The organism is Arthrobacter subterraneus (assembly GCF_900099735.1).
Lineage (GTDB): Bacteria > Actinomycetota > Actinomycetes > Actinomycetales > Micrococcaceae > Arthrobacter_D > Arthrobacter_D subterraneus.
The window spans coordinates 197380-215388 of the sequence record NZ_FNDT01000002.1 but is presented as its reverse complement, the minus strand read 5'-3'; the positions used below and the strand labels follow the sequence as shown (position 1 = coordinate 215388).

The window sequence follows — 18009 nt, the reverse complement described above, 5'->3', positions numbered from 1 at the left end:
CCAGTCTAGGCGCCGGCGGGGTGTGCGGATGCCGCCAGGGCAGCCTCGGCGAAGTGCAGTGCCTTCCCGCGTTCGGCCGCCGGTTCGGCGATGGTGCACTCGCCGCCGAGACTCGCCACCAGGCCAGGAAGCCACGTTGTGGTGCTGACCCTGATCTCCGCAGCGAGGCGACCGTCCTCGGTCCGTGCAGTCCGTTCCGCAGCATAGGACTGCGCGATCCACTGTGCGCCGGCTGCCAGGACAAGCACCACGGTGGTGTCCGCGCCCGCCGGATCAAAGATCACCGGGGGCGTTCCAGCCTCCACGGTGACGGGCCGATCGGTCAGTTCCATGCTCTGGATACGGTCGAGGCGAAAGTTCCGACGACCCCCCGCCCGGTGGCACCAGGCATCCAGATACCACGCGTTCTCGTGGAGGAAGGCCCGGAGAGGCTCGACGAACCTCTCCGTGACTTCGTCCCGTGCCGGCACCACATACCGCAGATGCACCTGGCGTCGCTGTTCGATCCCTGCCCGTAAAGCCGCGATCACGGGGGCCAGCTCATCCTCGGCGATCCTGGTGGCGATTGAGTCGTTCATCCGCGCTGCGTCGCCTGCGCCTGCACGGAGCTTTTCCCGGGCGGAACGGACAGCGGAGTCATCGGGAAGGCCCGGCAGGTTCATGAGTGTATCCAGCCCCACCAGGAGCGCGCAGGCTTCATCAAGCCCGAAACGGATGGGATCTCCAAGGGACTGGGGATCGCTCACGTGGATACGGTCGTCCTCCAGCTGGATGTCGATCAGGCCGTCGGGGTAGAAGCGCGGTCCACTGACGAAAAGCAGCTCGACATCGCTGATCAGCTGGGCCGCCGGGATGTTGAAATCACGTGCCGCAACGGACACTTCAACTCCCGGATGGTTCAGCAGGTACGGCACCAGGTCCAGCAGGCGCAGGAGCCGGTCCTCCGTCGAGTTGACGGACGTGGCGGCGGCCGGCCTGGCAGGAGCTTCGTTCAGGGAGAACGACGGCGGTGCCGTGCCAAGCGCCTGCAGGGCACCTTCCAGCCGGCGCCGTACCTCCGCTGCGAGCGGCTCCGGCGACAGCGTGACGGCGTTCGCTCCGAAGGAGGCGATTTCGCCGGCTGCCGCTTCCTCATCGGAATAGCTGAACTCGAGGGTGTCCCACCCCTCGCCGCGGGGCGAGGACACTGCGCCCGGCCTGGCCCGGAGGATATGGCATGTTTCCGCCCTCACTGCGACGGTGGCCCTGCGCCCCCGCTCCGCTGCCGTGAGGCTCGCCAGTGACGCCGACATGGAAAATTCCGGCGGCACGCTGTAGGTACCTGCCCGTATGAGGGGAGGCGTTGTGATCCGTGTCAGGCGGAACCAGCGTTCAGCCTGACGGTCGAGATCGAAGCCAACCAGATACCAGTGCCCGAAGCGGCTTCCCATTCCCCACGGCTGTACTGTCCGCTGCCGATCATCCCCCGTGCTCGCCGCCCGGTATCCGAACCGGACCACGCGGCGTGCTGTGGTTGCCTGCCAGAGTGTGTCCCAGAACGGCTCATTGGTGCGGATCCTGGCATCGATGGCGGCCGGAGGGCCTGATTCAGTGTCGACTCCCCTGCCGTGAAGCTTCCTGAGTGCCCGTGATGCTGCCGGACCCAGCGATGCTTCCTGCCACATTCCGGCGGCAATGGTCAGGGCGGCTGATTCCGCGGCGGTAAAGCTCATGCCCGGGAGCCGGTAGTCCTCGGCGTTGATGCGGTAGCGGGTGGACGCGTTGTCATGGTCGAACAATGGGTCCTCGGTGAAAGCCTCAAGCGGTATTCCCTGATCGCGCAGTGCCGCTTTGTCCCGGTCAAAGAGTTTCTCCCGGGCAGCAGGGGTCGGCGCCTGTTCATACTGCTCAATCTCACGGAACAGCTCCTCCTTGGTCCATCCCTGCCGGTTGGAAAGGAGCAGCATCACCAGGGTGAGCAGGCGTTCCGTACGTTTCGCTGACACGGTCGCAAGGATACCGTCTCACCCGGCGCCGACCCTTCATACACGGCGGGGCTAGCGGACGCCCATCAGGTCCACAACGAAGATCAGGGACTCTCCGGGCGCGATCGCGGAGCCTGCGCCGCGGTCTCCGTAGGCGAGGTGCGGCGGGATTTCCAGCCGGCGTCGTCCGCCGACTTTCATGCCTGGAATCCCCTGGTCCCATCCCTGGATAACCTGACCGACGCCGATGCGGAAGTCCAGCGGCGCGCCGCGGTTCCACGAGGAATCGAACTCTTCGCCGGTCGAGAAGGCCACTCCGACGTAGTGTGCCGAGACGGTATCCCCAGCCTGGGCCTCCCTGCCTGTGCCCTCAATGAGGTCCTTGACGACAAGGTCTTCCGGCAGGTTCTCACCGGGGAAATCGACCTCCGGCTTGGTGCGGTCATATTCGCGCTGTCCGAACGACATGGTGACTCCTTTTACTCTGCGGGTACTTTTTCAACGATTTCGACATAGAAGGCCAGCGGTCCGGCTGGTCCCTGTGCGGGCTGGTCCCCGTAGGCCATGACCGACGGGATCACGAGCAGGACTTTTGAGCCCACTGTGAGTCCGGACAGGCCCTGGGTCCATCCGGGGATGACTCCACTGAGCGGGAACTCCGACGGCTCGCCGCGTTCGAAGCTGGAGTCGAACTGCTCGCCCTGCCAGGACCACCCGGTGTAGTTGGCGGCGATGGTGTCCGCCTCGGTGATCTCTTCGCCGGTTCCTTCCTCGATGACCTTGACGACGAGGTCGGCAGGTGCGTCATTGTCCGGGAACTCGATTGAGGGAACGCCCTGGTCATCGAGGGTCACGGTGGGCAGCTGCCCGGCTTCCTCCAGTTCCGCGACTTCCTCGGAGGAAAGCTTCTTGGGGGGATCCTGTGCACTGATGACCTGCAGGACCAGCAGCTGGTTCGGCGGTGCCTCGGATCCTTCCGGGACCTCAAGGGGTGCCGTGTAGGCGATGTGCGAGCCGACCTTGCTCCCGACCAGTACTTCGTAGAGCTCCGGGTCGGCTTCCTTGAGCTGATCCGTGAGCGCCAGGGACTGGGGCTGGCCTGCGCCGTACGAGTCCTGGAGGACGCTGCCGTCGTCGGCGTTGAAGAACACCAGATGGAACTTCAGGTCCTGACCGGCCTCGATGACTTCGCCGTCGCCTTCAGTGACAGCGCGGACGGCCGTGTCGGTAATGGTGAGCGGGGCGTCGAACTCCACCTCCGGGACAGTCTCAGGGCCTGCGTCTGTGACCTCGACTGACTCTAGGGTTTCGGCAGCACCGGCCGACTTGCCTTCCCGGTCGAAGTCCGCCGGTGTGCTGGCTCCGCTGCATGCCGTCAGGAACAGCATCGCGGGCAGCAGGAATGCTAATACTTTGCGCACGGTATTTCTTTCACGTGGGATGGGGAACGCGGCTCCGCGCTCCTGCCGGCCGTCCTCTCGGCACCGGACTTACCTACCCTAACGGGTTGGGTCAGGAAGTTTCTCCCCGACCTCCCGGTGCGGGGACCTTCAGAGGTGCTCCAAAAGGGCCGTAACCCGCTCGTCTTCCGAGGCGAACGGGTCCTTGCACAGGATGGTCTGCTGCGCCCTGTCATTCAGCTTCAGGTGGACCCAATCGACGGTGAAATCCCGGTTGGCCTCTTTGGCCCGGCGCACAAATTCGCCTCGGAGGCGTGCCCGCGTAGTCTGCGGCGGGATGTCCACTGCGGCCTTGATGTCGACGTCGTCCACCACCCGCTCAGTCTCTCCCCTGCTCTGCAGCATGAAGAACAGTCCACGTGTCCGGGAGATGTCATGGTAGGTCAGGTCGATCTGGGCCACCCGGGCGGCCTCAAGATCCAGGCTGTTCCGGTCCATGTAGCGGTCGATGAGCTTCTTCTTGATCGCCCAGTCGATTTCCCGGTCAACCAGGGCGTGGTTTCCGGTTTCGACTGCGTCCAGGGTGCGCTCCCACAACTCCAGGACCCGGGGAATGTGCGGGGTGTGGGCGCCCTCAGTTTCGACGAAGGACCTTGCCCGGCCGAGGTACTCCCGCTGGATGTCGAGTGCCGATACCCTCCTGCCGTTCGCGAGCTTCAGGGGCTGACGGCCGGTGAGGTCATGCGAGATTTCCCGGATGCTGCGGATGGGGTTCTCCAGGCGGAAATCGCGCATGATGACGCCGGCTTCGATCATCCGCAGTATCAGGTCCACGGCCGCAACCTTCAGGAGCGTGGTTGTCTCGGACATGTTCGAGTCACCGGCGATCACGTGCAGCCGCCGGTAGTATTCGGCGTCGGCATGTGGTTCATCACGGGTATTGATGATCGGCCGTGAGCGGGTTGTCGCGGAGGAGACACCCTCCCAGATGTGGTCCGCCCGCTGGGAGAAGGCATAGAGCGAGCCGGACTGTGTCTTCAGCACCTTCCCGGCTCCGACGAGAAGCTGCCGGGTCACAAGGAACGGGATCAGGATGTCGGAGAGGCGGGAAAACTCCAGCTTCCGCGGTATCAGATAGTTTTCGTGGGAGCCGTAGGAGTTTCCTGCGGAATCGGTGTTGTTCTTGAAGAGGTAGACGCGGCCGTCGTAGCCCTCCTGTCCGAGCTTCCGCTGGGCCTCGGTGATCAGGTCTTCAAGGATGAGCTCGCCCGCGCGATCGTGGGCGATCAGCTGGGCCACGTCGTCGCATTCGGCGGTTGCGTACTCCGGGTGGGACCCAACATCCAGGTACAGGCGGGACCCATTGGTCAGGAAGACGTTCGAAGACCTGCCCCAGCTCACCACTTTCCGGAAGAGATAGCGGGCCACCTCCTCCGGCGACAGCGGCCGCGAGTTGGGACCGGAGTAGGCGATCCCGAACTCCGTCTCAATTCCGTAGATCCGGCGATCCATTACACCGCCGCCCGATCATTGCCGAGCATGGCGTCCAGTTCCTGCGCAGGGACCCGGCGGAATGCCCTGATGCTGCCGCGGGCGGTCAGCGGGTCGCGGTCCAGCACCGCCACCTCCAGGGTCCTCGATCCGAGGTGGGCGCGGGGTTCGGCGGTGGATCCGCCGTCGTACCGCAGGGAATCGACGGCCGCGCGGATGGCCTCGCCGAAATCCTGTTCTGCGTTCCAGCGACCTTTCAGCGCCTCCACCACCGCGTCCGCCTGACCGCCCATGACAATGAAGCCGGTCTCATCCGCGATGGACCCGTCGAAGGTAAGGCGATAGATGTGGTCCTGGGCAATGGTAGTCCCTACCTCTGCCACCGCCAGCTCCACCTCGAACGGCTTGCTCTCAGCGGTGAACACCGCCCCGAGGCTCTGTGCGTACACGCTCGCCAGGCCGCGTGCCGTGACGTCCTCACGGTCATACGAGTACCCTCGAACATCCGCATACCGAACGCCGGCCTGCCGTAGGCTCTCAAATTCGTTGTACTTGCCTACTGCGGCGAAAGCTATGCGGTCGTAGATCTCGCCGAGCTTGTGGAGCGAGGGAGAAGGGTTCTCGGCAACCAGCGCGATGCCTTCCCTGCAGGTGAGGACCACAACGGAGCGCCCGCGCGCGATTCCCTTCCGCGCGAAATCGGCGCGGTCCTTCATGAGCTGCTCGGGTGAAACGTAGAACTGCTGCGTCATGGTCAGGCCTCCCGCCCTGATACCGACCGGGACGCAATGATCTCCTCCGCTGCCCGGGCAAGGCTGCGCTCGGGGATGCGGCGGGCGCCGGCGCCGTTCACGGTATAGACAACGGGCCAAAGCTGCCGCACCACGTCCGGTCCGCCGGTCGCAGAATCATCATCCGCAGCGTCATACAGTGATTCCACCGCCACTTTCACGGCTTCATCCTCACCGAGATTCGGTTTCCACAACTTTTTCAGCGCACCCCGGGCAAAGACCGATCCGGAGCCGACCGAGTGATGTTCCTGCTCCTCATAGCGGCCGCCCGTGACGTCATAGGAGAAGAGGCGGCCGATCCTGCGTGTCGTGTCAAAGCCGGCGAACAGCGGCACAACCGCCAGGCCCTGCAGGGCGAGCGGAAGATTGGCCCTGATCATGGCCGCGAGCCGGTTCGCCTTGCCGTCGAGGCTCATCCGGGTGCCTTCGATCTTTTCGTAATGCTCGAGCTCGACTTGGAACAGGCGCGTGATATCGAGGGCAATCCCCGCACTGCCCGCTATCCCCAGCACAGAGAACATGTCTGCAGGGAATACCTTCTCAATGTGGCGGCTGGCGATGATGTTGCCCATCGTGGCCCGCCTGTCCCCTGCCATGAGCACGCCGCCGGCGTAGGTCAGCGACACAATCGTGGTGGCGTGCGGTGCGAGGTCGGTACCGGTGTGGTTCGCTGCGTTCCGGGCAGAGGGAAGTGCGGCGGGGTTCTGTGCGGCGATGTAGTCGGAGAAAGAGGTGGAAGCGGCCCGACCTATGGTTGCGGCCGCGTCTTCCGGCAGCATGCGCTACTGTCCGCCCTTCTGTACGAATCCGCGGACAAACTCTTCTGCATTGGACTCCAGCACGCCGTCGATCTCGTCGAGGAGGTCGTCAACACCCTCGGTTTGGCTGGTGTCCTGCGACTGTCCGGCGGCCGGAGCGGGCGTGGGGTCCGGTGCGACCTCGTCCTGCTCCTGGGGCCGTGATCCGGTGTTTCGCTGATCCTGTGTTGCCATGGTGAGAGCCCTTCTCTGGTGCCTGTTGTCGGCTACTTCTATGGTGCCATGCTGGGTTCCGGACCGCCCTGCAGGCGGGAGACAAATTCCTCAGCCGTGCGCGAACCGTCAAACAGGCGCTCGGTCAGTGCCGCCGTCCCGCGCAGGGGCTCCCTGGTCTGAATCCGCTGCAGCCGCCGCTGTGAAGGCAGTTCGAAGATGATTGAGTCCCAGCTTGCCCCGACTACTTCCTTCGGGAAGGAGGAGATGCATCGCCCCCGGAAGTAGGCGCGCGTGTCGCGGGGCGGGTTGGAGGCGGCCGCGAGCACATCCTCCTCGCTCACCAGCCGTTCCATCGCTCCGCGCGCGGCAAGCCGGTAGTGGATTCCCTTGGCCGGCCTGAGGTCGGCGTACTGCAGATCGATGAGCGCCAGGCGGGGGTCCTTCCACTCCAGCGAATCCCGGTCCCGGTATGCTTCGAGCACCTTCAGTTTCGCCACCCAGTCAAGCTGCTGTGCCGCGTCCATGGGATCGGTGCGCAGCGTTGAAATGAGGGACTCCCAGCGCCGCAGCACCGCCGCCGTCTGTTCATCACCGCCTCCCTGGAGGTCTACGGCGGAACGGGCCGCTTCCAGGTAGATCTCCTGCACGTCCAGGGCAGTGACCCTGCGGCCGTCCGCGAGGGTGACGAGGTGGCGAAGCGATGGGTCGTGGCTTACCGCCTGGAGCTCGCGCACGGGTTCGGCGATTTCCGGTATCGGGGCCAGCTCGTTCTCGATCAGCGCCAAAACCAGTGAGGTGGTGCCGAGCTTCAGGAAGTTGGACACCTCTGAAAGGTTGGCGTCACCAATGATGACGTGCAGCCGGCGGTACTTTTCAGCTACGGCGTGCGGCTCGTCCCTGGTATTGATGATTGGCCTGCGGACGGTCGTCTCGAGGCCCACCTCATTCTCGAAGAAGTCCGCCCGCTGGCTCAACTGGAAACCGGGCGACTGGTTCAGTGCGCCGATCCCCACCCGCCCTGCACCACAGATCACCTGGCGTGTCACGAAGAACGGGATGAGCGCCGCGGCGATCTTCCCGAAGGGGACGCTGCGGGGAACGAGGTAGTTCTCGTGGGACCCGTAGGAAACGCTCTTGCTGTCCGTGTTGTTCTTGTAGAGGATCACAGGGGAAAATCCGGGGGTCCGGGCGATCCGCTCCATTGCACACTGCACAACGACGTCGCCCGCCCGGTCCCATCGCACCGCGTCCAGGGGGCTGGTCACCTCCGGACTCGAGTACTCAGGGTGCGCGTGGTCCACGTAGAGCCTGGCACCATTGCCGAGCACCAGGTTCATCAGCACCGCGGTGTCTTCCGGGGAGTCGATGGGCCCCTGATCCACCATGGCAACCTGCTCGGCTGTGAGAACCGGAGGCTGGTCGGTAAGTTGCGACGGATCGGCCGCTGCCCGCCCCAGCTGCCAGCCGCGGGCGTCGGACAACGGGGCCTCGTCCGTGTAGTCCCAGCGCGTCCCGGCGAGGTTACCCAGGCCTTCCCGAAGGGTAGCGGCGTAGGCGTTCACCACCTGCGTGGAGAGCACTGTGGCATTGGCGTCCGGGATTCCGGGCGCAATGATCCCGTATTCGGTCTCTGTGCCCATGACCCGGTGGACTGTCAGAGGTGCTGCATCTATGGGTGGTACAGGTGAAGAGGAAGGTCCCGTCACAGATACTGTCCTGTGTTGGCGGTCGTTTCGATGGTCTTGCCGGGCTCCTGCCCGGCCTTGCCCTGGACGATCGTCCGGATGTACGTGATGCGCTCGCCCTTCTTGCCGGAGATCCGTGCCCAGTCGTCCGGGTTGGTGGTGTTGGGCATGTCTTCGTGCTCACGGAACTCGTCCACCACAGCCTGCAGCAGGTGCTCGATGCGCAGCCCCTTGTGTCCGTTCAACAGCAGATCCTTGATTGCGCTCTTCTTCGCACGGTCCACCACGTTCTGGATGACGGCGCCGGAGTTGAAGTCCTTGAAGTACAGCATCTCGGTATCACCGTTGGCGTAGGTCACCTCAAGATATTCGTTGGACTTCTCGGTCGAGTACATTTTCTCCACCGTCCGGCGGATCATCGCGTGGATTGTGTCCGGAACGCTTCCGCCGTACTCGGCGAGATCATCACGGTGCAGGGGCAGATTTTCGGTGATGTATTTGGCGAAGATCTCCGCGGCCCCTTCGGCGTCAGGGCGGTGGATCTTGATCTTCACGTCGAGACGCCCCGGACGCAGGATTGCCGGATCGATCATGTCTTCACGGTTTGAGGCGCCGATGACGATCACGTTCTCAAGTTTTTCGACTCCGTCGATCTCGCTGAGCAGCTGCGGCACGATAGTGGTCTCGACGTCGGATGAAACGCCCGTTCCACGCGTGCGGAACAGCGAGTCCATTTCATCGAAGAAGACCACGACCGGCGAACCGTCCGACGCCTTCTCGCGGGCTCGGGCGAAAATCAGCCGGATGTGCCGCTCCGTTTCGCCGACATACTTGTCGAGCAGTTCCGGGCCCTTGATGTTGAGGAAGTAGCTGCGGGTTTCCTCGGATCCGGTCCGTTCGATAGCCCGCGCGGCGAGCGAGTTGGCGACGGCCTTGGCGATCAGGGTCTTCCCGCAGCCTGGCGGGCCGTAGAGCAGGATCCCCTTGGGAGCCTTCAGCCCGTGCTCGCGGTAGAGATCCGGATGGAGGAACGGCAGCTCTACGGCGTCCCGGATCTGTTCGATCTGCGGACCGAGGCCTCCGATGTCCTCGTAGGCGATATCCGGCACCTCCTCGAGGACCAGGTTCTCGACCTCGCTGCGGGCGATTTTCTCAAGCGCGTAGCCGGTTCGGTTGTCCACGGACAAAGCATCGCCGACGCGGATTTTCTGTTGCTGCAGCGGGCCGCTCAGACGCACGACGCGCTCTTCATCGGCACGGCCGATGACCAGGACCCGGTCCTTGCCGAGCAGTTCCTTGATTGTCACCAGTTCGCCGGCGCGCTCGAATGCGAGACCCGCGACGATTGTCAGGGATTCATTCAGGAGCACCTCCTGCCCGGGCATCAGCTGGTCCACGCTGACCAGCGGGCTGACCGCGACCCGGAGTTTGCGGCCCGACTGGAAGATGTCCGCGCTGTCCTGGAGGGAGGCCTGCGCGCCGTTGGAGCCGTCGGTGGACGACCGCGGGTTCACCTCGATGACGGTTGCGAAGCTGAAGGGCGCCGCCCCTTCCTTTTCCAGGGCAGCCTTCAACCGGACGATCTCGGTTCTGGCAGCTTCGAGCGCAGCGACGAGCCGCGTGTTGTTCTGGGTAGCGGCTGCCAGCTGACGGTCGATGTGGCGTAGTTTGTCGCGGAGAACATTGATCTGGCGCTGGGCGACGGCAAGCTGTCCGTCGGCGGGAGACCGGCCGGAGTCAGGCGCTGACTGCGGCGTTCCGGAATCGTTATTCGATGTATCCAACGCGATCGCCACCTTCACCGTTGTCGTTGCGTTCTCCTTTGACCATAGCGCAGTGAACGGGCGATCCGACTGAAAGTGATAACTTCGTCATCTTGCCCCGCGCGCCTCAGTCGACCGGGTCGGCCGCCTGGGAATCGCGCCGCGCCTGCGCCTCCTCGGGCGGAAGGGCTCCCCGCTGGATGGTGGAGCTTGCGTCCCGTGCGACGCGCCGGAGCCGCTTGTCCGATACGGCCCGCTCGCCTACTGCCTGCGGAGTCCAGGCGTTGAGATCTTCCTCACTGAACCCGGTCTTTGACGGCCGGCGCTTGGTGCTGATGCCGGTCACGCCGTGGGCAAGCCTCCGTGTGGTGAGCAGGAAGCCGGTGTGCGCAACCATGCGGTGGTCGGGCCGCACAGCCAGACCCTCCAGGTGCCACCCGCGCACCATTGACTCCCACGCCTCAGGCTCGGTGAACCGCCCGTCTGCGCGGATTGCCTCAGCAGTGCGCGACAGCTGCGTCACGGTGGCGACGTAGTTGATCCAGACGCCGCCGGGCGCGAGCACCGTTGCTACGGCGTCGAGGCATTCCCACGGGGCGAGCATGTCGAGCACCACACGGTCCACGCTGCCCGGCTTCTCAGCCTCAAGGACCTGTTCCTGGAAGTCTCCCAGCGTGATCTGCCACGCCGGGTGTTCGCCGCCGAAGATGGTCTCGACGTTTCCCTTTGCGATATCGGCGAATTCTTCCCGCCGCTCGAATGAGTGGAGGTACCCGTTGTCGCCGACGGCGCGCAGCAGGGAGATGGACAGCGCCCCTGATCCGACGCCGGCTTCCACCACCCGTGCTCCGGGGAAAATGTCAGCCATGGTGACGATCTGGCCCGCGTCCTTGGGGTACACCACGGCCGCACCGCGCGGCATCGAGAGCACGAAGTCGGACAGCAGCGGCCGGAGCGCCTGGTACTGGGCGCCCGTGGTGTTGGTGACGATTGTCCCTTCGGAGGCACCGATCAGCTGGTCATGGCTGAGGAATCCCTTGTGCGTGTGGAACGCCCCGCCCGGGGTCAGCGTGATGGTGTTCATCCGCCCCTTCTCATCGGTCAGCTGCACGCGCTCGCCGGCACGCAGAGGCCCGCGGCGTGCCGCTGCTCCGTGCGGCTGAGGGGCTTGGGGCTGCACGGCCTCGGGCTCGGTTTCCGTGCGGGACTGGCTGGTGTTCATGAAAATCCTCCGGTGGTTCTTCAGGCGGCTGCAGGGCGCCCGTGTGCTGTAGGTGTCAGTTGATGCCGGGGTGGCGGCGGCCGGTGATCGCTGCAACAACCACGGACTGATGCAGCAGGCCGGTGACGGTCCCCTGCCTGTCCATGACCGCGTACTCGCTGCCCGCCAGCCTGGCCAGGTACTGCACCAGCTCCTGCCCCTCAGCAAATTCGGGGACGTACGCGCCGGGTGCGAGCGCCCGGGCCACCGCGTTGGCCGGCGTCCTGTCTGCCTGCGAGTCGGGGACGGCCGCGAGCGCTCCCTGGTCCACGACCGCTTCCGGCAAGCCGTTCGGACCGGTGAGTACGACGTCGATACCCGGCCTGTCGGCGATCAGCCGCTTCACCTGGTGCACCGAGGTGCCGGCCAGCACACCCACCGCGGGGTGTTGCAGCCTCCCCGCGCTCACCGCGGGGAGGCGGAGGCGCATCCTGGCGTTGGAAATGGCCGAGCTTGCCCCAATCCATAGGAAACCGCCCATGACGACGGCGACAAGCACGGTGACAACGCCCGGCTGGCTCCCGGCCACCAGCGGTACCAGTACCACGGCGGCCACAATTCCGACGGCGATGATCCGCCCGCTCCAGCCCGCGGCTACGGTCCCCTTCTCCTGGCTTCCGGTTGCACGCCACACAGCGGATTCGACGATCCGCCCGCCGTCGAGGGGTAGTCCGGGAAGCACATTAAAGGCGGCGACGAGGAAGTTGGCCCAGATCAGGATGTTGGCGAGGAGGTTGGCCACTCCGGTGGGCTCCACCAGCTGGAGTGCACCCCATCCGAGAAGCGCCAGGACCAGATTCGCGGCGGGTCCCGCAAGAGCAACAATCAGTGACCTGCCGGGACTTGCTGCGAAGTTCTCGAACTGGGTGTGACCGCCCCAGAGGTTCAGGACGATCCTCGTGGTCGGCCAGCCGAACCGGCGGGCGGACAGGGCATGAGCAAGTTCATGAATGAGTACCGAAGCCGCGAGCAGCACTGCATAGGCGAACGCGACGCCGTAGGCGCCCGGTCCAAGGGTGGGATAGAGGTCCGCCACCTGCGGACCGAAGACAATGACCACAAAGGCCGCGATGATGAACCAGGACCATGCGAGAACCACTGGAATGCCGAGAATCCGCCCCAGCGGTATGCCGTCCTGGCGGGCCGCTTCCATCCGTCGGGACCTGCTCACGCGGTTCGCCTGCGGCCGGAGTGGTCCCCGGCATGCGGGTAAACCAGGTTTTCCAGATCCTCCACCCCGCGTCCGTCGAGGGTGGGCCACTGATGGTCGCTGGAGTCCGGCGGCAATGCAACGAAATGCGGCACACCGAGGGTAAGCACTCCGGCGGCCTTCGCCGAAGTAACCCCCGGCAGGCTGTCTTCAATCGCAACGACCCGGGCCATGTCCAACGGACGCCGGGCGGAAAGCTCCTCGAATGCGGTCTCGTAGGCCTCCGGGTCAGGCTTTCCCTTCGCCACGCGGTCGCCTGTGACCAGAAGCTCAAAGGTGCCGTCCGGAAGGTGGGAAGCCACCTCGGCGGCCAGGGCGTGCTCGGACATGGTAACGAGGGCGCAGGGAATGCCGCGGTCCCGAAGCTCCAGCAGAAGCTCCCGCGCTCCAGGCCTCCACGGGACCGCCTGGCGAACCTTGGCGGTAACCTCTTCGGTGAGCGTGTCGATGATCTCCCGCACGCTGAGCTGGACCCCCGCCTCCTGCAGCACTCCGGCTGAGAATGTGAGCGCCTGGCCTACCAGCCCTTCAGCCTTCTCATCCGACCATGTTCCGCCGTGCGCTGCGACAAGCCCGTACTCAGCCTCGATCCAGTACGGCTCGGTGTCCACGATGGTGCCGTCCATGTCCCAGAGCACCGCCTGGAGGCGGTGCCCGGCAGGCTCACTGTGCCCGGCACTGCGCTGCATGTCCGAGGGCACAGCCGTATCGCTGGAAGGGGTGACCATGCCCCAAGTCTACGTGCCCATGCAGGGCCGCCCTGCGGGTGCGCTCTACGCGAAGCGGCGAGGTGGCGCCTGACAGGTCAGCGGCAGAGGTTTAGGGTGAAACGGTGAGTACGTTCGAAGACAACCAGACTGAGGGTAGACCCGACGGCATCCCTGCGCTGTTCCCGGAGAGGGACGCCGGGCGCCGGATCACCGTCATGCTCGCCGCCTTCGAAGGATGGAACGACGCCGGTGAAGCAGCAAGCGATGCCCTGAAATTCCTCGGCACCCAGTGGGACGGCGAAAAGATTTCAACCATCGATGCTGATGAGTTCTACGATTTCCAGTTCACCCGGCCGGTCATCAGACGCAACAGCTCCGGTCAGCGAAGGATCAAGTGGCCCACTACGCGGATCAGCAGGGCCTCCGTTCCCGGGAGCGACCTGGACGTCATTCTCGTTCACGGCGTGGAACCTTCCTATAAGTGGCGCGCCTATACAGCGGAGCTTGTCGGTATGGCGAAGGAACTTGAGGTCGATTGCCTGGTGCTCGTGGGAGCGCTCCTCGCCGACGTGCCGCACACCCGCCCTATTCCGATCACTGTCTCTTCCGACGACGACCTGGTCCGGGAGTCGCTCAATGTGGAGTCCTCAACCTACGAGGGGCCCATCGGAATCGTCGGGGTTCTTGCCGAGGTCGGTCAGCTCGCCGACATCCCGACACTGTCCATGTGGGCTGCTGTTCCGCACTATGTCGGTCAGTCTCCCTCGCCCAAAGCCCAGCTGGCCCTCTTGAACCGGCTTGAGGAATTGCTCCATGTCAGCCTGGACACCCAGGCACTGGCCGAGGAAGCGGAGGCATGGGAGCGCGGGGTGGATGAACTCTCCACTGAGGACCCGGAAGTCGCAGCCTATGTGCGGCAGCTGGAGGAAGCGAAGGACACCGCGGACCTCCCGGAGGCAAGCGGTGAGTCCATCGCACGGGAGTTTGAGCGCTACCTCAAGAAGAGGCGGAAGGACTAGTCCTTCAGGCGCACGCCCAGCAGCGCGTCAAAAGCATCCGCTGCCAGCTGTGCGCCGTCGTCGGTTCCGGTGAGGTGGGCGGTTTCGGCACACCAGCTATCCACCGCCCGCAGGGCGGCGGGCGCGTTGAGGTCGTCCGCCAGAGCTTCGCGCAGTTCCCCCAGCAAACGCAGGACCGACTCCCTGGTTGCGCCGGCAAGCGCGGCGCGCCAGGCATCCAGCCGGGTATGCGCCGTCTCGAGCCCTTCCGATGTCCAGGACCAGTCGGAACGGTAGTGGTTGGCCAGGATGGCCAGGCGGATGGCGGCCGGTTCCGTTCCGGCTTCCCTCAGCGCCGACACCAGAACCAGGTTTCCCCTGGATTTGCTCATCTTCTCGCCCTCAAGCCCCACCATGCCGGCATGCGCGTAGTGGCGGGCGAGCGGGTGGCCCGAGATGGCCCGGGCGTGCCCGGAACTCATCTCGTGGTGGGGGAACATCAGGTCGGATCCCCCGCCCTGCACCGCAAAGGGAGCAGGAAGATGCTGCAGTGCAATCACCGAGCACTCAATGTGCCATCCGGGACGGCCGGTGCCCAGCGATGCCCCGTCCCACGAGGGCTCCCCCTCCCGTGCCACCCGCCAGAGAAGGGGGTCGAGCGGATGGTGCTTTCCCGGCCGCGCGGGGTCGCCTCCGCGCTCAGCGAAAACAGGGATCATCTCCTCGCCGCTCAGGTGGGAGATGAAGCCCGGCTTCCACTGCGCCCCGCCCGCGGTTTCCGTAAGCTGCGAAGCCCGTTCAACCGAGAAGTACACGTCACCGTCCGGCTCGGTCTCCGATCCCGGGACCCGGTAGGCGAGGTTCCGCTCAAGCAGGTCTTCAATCACCGGGACGATCGCCCCGATCGTCTCGACGGCGCCCACATAGTGATCCGGCGCGAGGACGTTGAGTGCCTCCATATCGGTGCGGAAGAGTTCGGTCTGTGATTGGGCGAGGTCCATCCAGTCGACATCCGTCGCCGCGGCACGCTCGAGGAGCGGATCGTCGACGTCGGTGACGTTCTGCACATAATCGACGGTTGAACCGGCGTCGCGCCAGAGCCGGTTCAACAGGTCAAACGCCACGTACGTTGCCGCATGGCCCATATGGGTGGCGTCATAGGGAGTAATCCCGCAGACGTACAGTCCCTGCCGGGGCTCGCCGGGCAGCTTCGCGAAGGCTTCCAGCGCGCTGTCCCAGAGCTGGATGGGCGGCGGGGTGCCGGGCAGGTCCGGAACAGAACGGGTACTCCAGGAAATCACGGTTCTACCTTACGGGTTGGAAACGGGCGCTTCGCTGTCCGCACGGATGGCGGACCCTGTCTTACGCGCTGATGACGCCGAAGCCGAGGAGGAGGAAAATGACCAGCCCCAGCCCGATCCGGTACCAGACGAAGATGCCATAGCTTCGGGTCGAGACGAACTTCAGGAACCAGCCGATGATGACGTATCCCACGGCAAACGCGATCACGGTGGCGAGCAGTGTTTCGCCCGGACCGTAGGGGCCGGGCGTTCCCGCGCTCTTGTACAGCTGGTACAGCCCGCTGCCGAAAACCGCGGGGATGGCGAGCAGGAACGAGTACCGGGCGGCCGCCTCGCGGGTATAGCCCATCAGGAGGCCCGCGGTGATGGTTCCGCCGGAACGGGAAACACCGGGGATGAGGGCGAGCGCCTGCGCGAAACCGTACAGAATGCCGTGCCGGTACGTGAGCCGGTCAAGGGTGAGGCGCTGCCGTCCGATAGCGTCGGCAACAGCAAGGATGACGCCGAAGACAACCAGCATGGTTGCCACCAGCCACATGCTGCGGAAAGTGCTCTCGATCTGCTCCTGGAAGAGCAGCCCCAGGATGACGATCGGCAGCGTGCCGATAATGACCAGCCATCCCATCCGCGCATCCGGGTTATGTCTGGACACCTTGTGCGTCAGCGACCCCCACCACGCCCCGATGATCCGGAGGATATCCCGCCAGAAATAGACGATCACGGCCGTCTCTGTTCCCAACTGGGTGATGGCGGTGAACGCCGCTCCCGGGTCCTGTGCCCTCGGGAGCAGTTCTCCCATGATCCGAAGGTGCGCACTCGATGAGATTGGCAGGAATTCGGTAAGGCCCTGAACGAGGCCCAGGACGGCCGCTTCGATCCAATTCACAGATAAGACCCTACGTCACCGGTTCCGGCACCCGCGTCAGCGCCCCGGCCTCCCACCCCTCGCTGACGCTCGGCGCGGGTCCCTCGGCCAGTAGGCTTAGGCCTATGCAGTGGCGAAATGTGGGCGGTAGCGGACAACTGGTATCTGTGCTCGGCCTCGGGACAATGACCTGGGGCATGGACGTCGATGAGGAAGCCGCCCGCGAGCAGCTGCGGGTGTTCGTCGAGGCCGGAGGCACCCTGATCAGCACGGCCGCCCGTTTCTCGGACGGCCAGGCTGAAGCGGTTCTCGGATCGCTCCTCGGCGATGTGGTGGCCCGGTCCGAAGTTGTGCTCGCCGTACTCGGTGGGGTTCCCCGTGGTTGGTCCGCCGGGCGTCTGGACGTCTCCCGGAAGGGTCTTCTCGATTCTCTGGATGCGTCACTGTCGCGTCTCGGAACCGACAGCGTTGATTTTTGGCTGGCCCCTGCGGCCGACGCGGGCGTCCCCGTGGAGGAGACCCTGCAGGCGCTCGACTGGGCGTACCGCTCGGGGCGGGCCCGCTATGTCGGTGTGACCAATCACACCGGATGGGAGTTGGCAAGGGCGTGTGCAACTGCCGGTTTTCCCATCACTGTCCATGAGACGGAGTACTCGCTGCTGAGCCGTGGTGTGGAGCAGGAGGTTCTCCCGGCGTCGGATGCCTTCGGTGTGGGAACTTTCGCCTGGGCGCCGCTCGGGCGGGGTGCATTGACGGGAAAGTACCGTTCGCAGCTGCCGGCGGACTCCCGCGCCGCGTCTGAGCAGTGGGCGGGGTATCTCGAACCGTATCTGTCCGGCCGTGCGGCGAGAATCACCGATGCGGTGTGCACCGCTGCCCGCGGACTGGAACTCTCGCCCGCAGACGTGGCGCTTCGCTGGCTGCTTCACCGGCCAACCGTGGCGTCGGCCGTGCTGGGCGCGCGCACCGGGGCCCAACTGAAGGACCTGCTGGCGTGTGCGCTGGCGCCGCTGCCCGAACAGATATCGGGTGTTCTGGACGAGGTCTCAGCTCCCCGCTAGCGCCGGGGAATCAGTGGCTCCGTCAGGACCTGCTGGCCGGCTCCTCTTCCTCTTCATCGTCCTCGTAAATAACGAGCGGCGTCACTTCGCCGTAGGCGTCATACAGCGATTCCTCGTACGCCTCGAAAGAATCTGCAATCGACAGGTAAGCGGCTTCGACCGCCGGATCATCGTCTCCCCTGCGCGATGCGGCAGCGGCAAGATGCTCTTCGAGTGCGGAAACCAGCGATTGCAATGCGACACGCGGATCGATGCTCATGGTCTAGACGTTATCGGTAAAGTGAAGCAAATTGGAGGGAAATGCGCGAACAATTTCTGAATGCAACCGCCACCCGGAAACGCGACTACGGCCGCCAGTATGAGTACCTGGTGCTCACGGTAAATGCGGGTGAGCCGCTGTCCGCGGCGCGCCAGCTCCTCACCGAACATGCCGAGTACGGCAAGTGGGAACTGGAACGCAGCTGCATCTATCTTGGCGGTCACCGCCGTTTCTGGCTCAGGCGCAAGGTTCTGAGGGTCCAGCGCACCGCGTGAA

General features: G+C 64.9%; 18 protein-coding genes. 3 read left to right on the top strand and 15 right to left on the bottom strand.

The window, feature by feature from the left end; translation table 11 throughout:
* Positions 1 to 5 precede the first annotated feature (5 nt).
* From BLS52_RS04245 to BLS52_RS04190, 12 genes are all read right to left on the bottom strand, one after another.
* Complete coding sequence (locus BLS52_RS04245; RefSeq protein WP_090584655.1) at positions 6 to 1985, bottom strand: helix-turn-helix transcriptional regulator; 1980 nt, start codon at positions 1983 to 1985, stop codon at positions 6 to 8.
* A gap of 51 nt (positions 1986 to 2036) precedes the next feature.
* The gene (locus BLS52_RS04240; protein ID WP_090584653.1) at positions 2037 to 2432 is read right to left on the bottom strand and encodes an FKBP-type peptidyl-prolyl cis-trans isomerase; all 396 of its coding nucleotides are present in this window, start codon (positions 2430 to 2432) and stop codon (positions 2037 to 2039) included.
* Between the two features lie 11 nt (positions 2433 to 2443).
* The gene (locus tag BLS52_RS04235) at positions 2444 to 3385 is read right to left on the bottom strand and encodes an FKBP-type peptidyl-prolyl cis-trans isomerase (RefSeq protein WP_090584651.1); all 942 of its coding nucleotides are present in this window, start codon (positions 3383 to 3385) and stop codon (positions 2444 to 2446) included.
* 129 nt (positions 3386 to 3514) lie between these two features.
* Positions 3515 to 4876, bottom strand: coding sequence for a Pup--protein ligase (pafA, locus tag BLS52_RS04230; RefSeq protein ID WP_026543584.1), 1362 nt, complete (start codon positions 4874 to 4876; stop codon positions 3515 to 3517).
* Positions 4876 to 5607, bottom strand: coding sequence for a proteasome subunit alpha (gene prcA / locus BLS52_RS04225; RefSeq protein ID WP_026543585.1), 732 nt, complete (start codon positions 5605 to 5607; stop codon positions 4876 to 4878). Before prcA ends, pafA begins: the two co-directional genes overlap by 1 nt.
* Before the next feature lie 2 nt (positions 5608 to 5609).
* Positions 5610 to 6422 carry a proteasome subunit beta gene (gene prcB / locus BLS52_RS04220; RefSeq protein WP_400583039.1) on the bottom strand — a complete coding sequence of 271 codons (813 nt, stop codon included), beginning with the start codon at positions 6420 to 6422 and terminating at the stop codon, positions 5610 to 5612.
* 6 nt (positions 6423 to 6428) lie between these two features.
* Positions 6429 to 6638 carry a ubiquitin-like protein Pup gene (locus tag BLS52_RS04215; RefSeq protein ID WP_026543586.1) on the bottom strand — a complete coding sequence of 70 codons (210 nt, stop codon included), beginning with the start codon at positions 6636 to 6638 and terminating at the stop codon, positions 6429 to 6431.
* 38 nt (positions 6639 to 6676) lie between these two features.
* Complete coding sequence (dop, locus tag BLS52_RS04210) at positions 6677 to 8260, bottom strand: depupylase/deamidase Dop (RefSeq protein ID WP_084033229.1); 1584 nt, start codon at positions 8258 to 8260, stop codon at positions 6677 to 6679.
* A 62-nt stretch (positions 8261 to 8322) separates the two neighbouring features.
* Positions 8323 to 10107 (bottom strand): proteasome ATPase, encoded by a 1785-nt coding sequence (arc, locus tag BLS52_RS04205; RefSeq protein ID WP_425425023.1) that lies wholly within the window; start codon positions 10105 to 10107, stop codon positions 8323 to 8325.
* An 88-nt stretch (positions 10108 to 10195) separates the two neighbouring features.
* Entirely contained in the window at positions 10196 to 11290 is a 1095-nt protein-coding gene (locus BLS52_RS04200) for a tRNA (adenine-N1)-methyltransferase (protein ID WP_051470310.1), read from the bottom strand.
* A gap of 55 nt (positions 11291 to 11345) precedes the next feature.
* A complete protein-coding gene (locus BLS52_RS04195) occupies positions 11346 to 12500 on the bottom strand; it encodes a site-2 protease family protein (RefSeq protein ID WP_026543590.1) in 1155 nt (384 codons plus the stop codon).
* Entirely contained in the window at positions 12497 to 13267 is a 771-nt protein-coding gene (locus BLS52_RS04190; protein ID WP_425425022.1) for an HAD family hydrolase, read from the bottom strand. The genes BLS52_RS04195 and BLS52_RS04190 overlap by 4 nt, the downstream gene beginning before the upstream one ends.
* Positions 13268 to 13371: 104 nt before the next feature.
* Here BLS52_RS04190 and BLS52_RS04185 point away from each other — a divergent pair, with 104 nt between their 5' ends.
* The gene (locus tag BLS52_RS04185; protein WP_026543591.1) at positions 13372 to 14268 is read left to right on the top strand and encodes a proteasome assembly chaperone family protein; all 897 of its coding nucleotides are present in this window, start codon (positions 13372 to 13374) and stop codon (positions 14266 to 14268) included.
* Here the strand turns inward: BLS52_RS04185 and mshC are convergent.
* Together mshC and BLS52_RS04175 are read right to left on the bottom strand one after the other, a co-directional pair.
* Entirely contained in the window at positions 14265 to 15548 is a 1284-nt protein-coding gene (mshC, locus tag BLS52_RS04180; RefSeq protein WP_090584647.1) for a cysteine--1-D-myo-inosityl 2-amino-2-deoxy-alpha-D-glucopyranoside ligase, read from the bottom strand. The two genes, BLS52_RS04185 and mshC, sit on opposite strands and share 4 nt — an antisense overlap.
* 61 nt (positions 15549 to 15609) lie before the next feature.
* Complete coding sequence (locus tag BLS52_RS04175; protein ID WP_090584645.1) at positions 15610 to 16434, bottom strand: undecaprenyl-diphosphate phosphatase; 825 nt, start codon at positions 16432 to 16434, stop codon at positions 15610 to 15612.
* 104 nt (positions 16435 to 16538) lie between these two features.
* Between BLS52_RS04175 and BLS52_RS04170 the strand changes: the two genes are divergently transcribed.
* Positions 16539 to 17474, top strand: coding sequence for an aldo/keto reductase (locus BLS52_RS04170; RefSeq protein ID WP_090584643.1), 936 nt, complete (start codon positions 16539 to 16541; stop codon positions 17472 to 17474).
* Positions 17475 to 17496: 22 nt separating this feature from the next.
* Here BLS52_RS04170 and BLS52_RS04165 read toward each other — a convergent pair whose 3' ends face one another.
* A complete protein-coding gene (locus BLS52_RS04165; protein WP_090584641.1) occupies positions 17497 to 17733 on the bottom strand; it encodes a hypothetical protein in 237 nt (78 codons plus the stop codon).
* A gap of 41 nt (positions 17734 to 17774) precedes the next feature.
* Between BLS52_RS04165 and BLS52_RS04160 the strand changes: the two genes are divergently transcribed.
* Positions 17775 to 18008 carry a DUF5703 family protein gene (locus BLS52_RS04160; RefSeq protein ID WP_026543596.1) on the top strand — a complete coding sequence of 78 codons (234 nt, stop codon included), beginning with the start codon at positions 17775 to 17777 and terminating at the stop codon, positions 18006 to 18008.
* Position 18009 lies beyond the last annotated feature (1 nt).

Excerpts from the sequence above, each read along its gene's own strand:
- BLS52_RS04240 (WP_090584653.1), bottom strand. The coding sequence starts at position 2,432 with ATGTCGTTCGGACAGCGCGAATATGACCGCACCAAGCCGGAGGTCGAT.
- pafA (WP_026543584.1), bottom strand. The coding sequence starts at position 4,876 with ATGGATCGCCGGATCTACGGAATTGAGACGGAGTTCGGGATCGCCTAC.
- prcA (WP_026543585.1), bottom strand. The coding sequence starts at position 5,607 with ATGACGCAGCAGTTCTACGTTTCACCCGAGCAGCTCATGAAGGACCGC.
- BLS52_RS04215 (WP_026543586.1), bottom strand. The coding sequence starts at position 6,638 with ATGGCAACACAGGATCAGCGAAACACCGGATCACGGCCCCAGGAGCAG.
- dop (WP_084033229.1), bottom strand. The coding sequence starts at position 8,260 with ATGGGCACAGAGACCGAATACGGGATCATTGCGCCCGGAATCCCGGAC.
- BLS52_RS04200 (WP_051470310.1), bottom strand. The coding sequence starts at position 11,290 with ATGAACACCAGCCAGTCCCGCACGGAAACCGAGCCCGAGGCCGTGCAG.
- BLS52_RS04190 (WP_425425022.1), bottom strand. The coding sequence starts at position 13,267 with ATGGTCACCCCTTCCAGCGATACGGCTGTGCCCTCGGACATGCAGCGC.
- BLS52_RS04170 (WP_090584643.1), top strand. The coding sequence starts at position 16,539 with ATGCAGTGGCGAAATGTGGGCGGTAGCGGACAACTGGTATCTGTGCTC.
- BLS52_RS04165 (WP_090584641.1), bottom strand. The coding sequence starts at position 17,733 with ATGAGCATCGATCCGCGTGTCGCATTGCAATCGCTGGTTTCCGCACTC.
- BLS52_RS04160 (WP_026543596.1), top strand. The coding sequence starts at position 17,775 with ATGCGCGAACAATTTCTGAATGCAACCGCCACCCGGAAACGCGACTAC.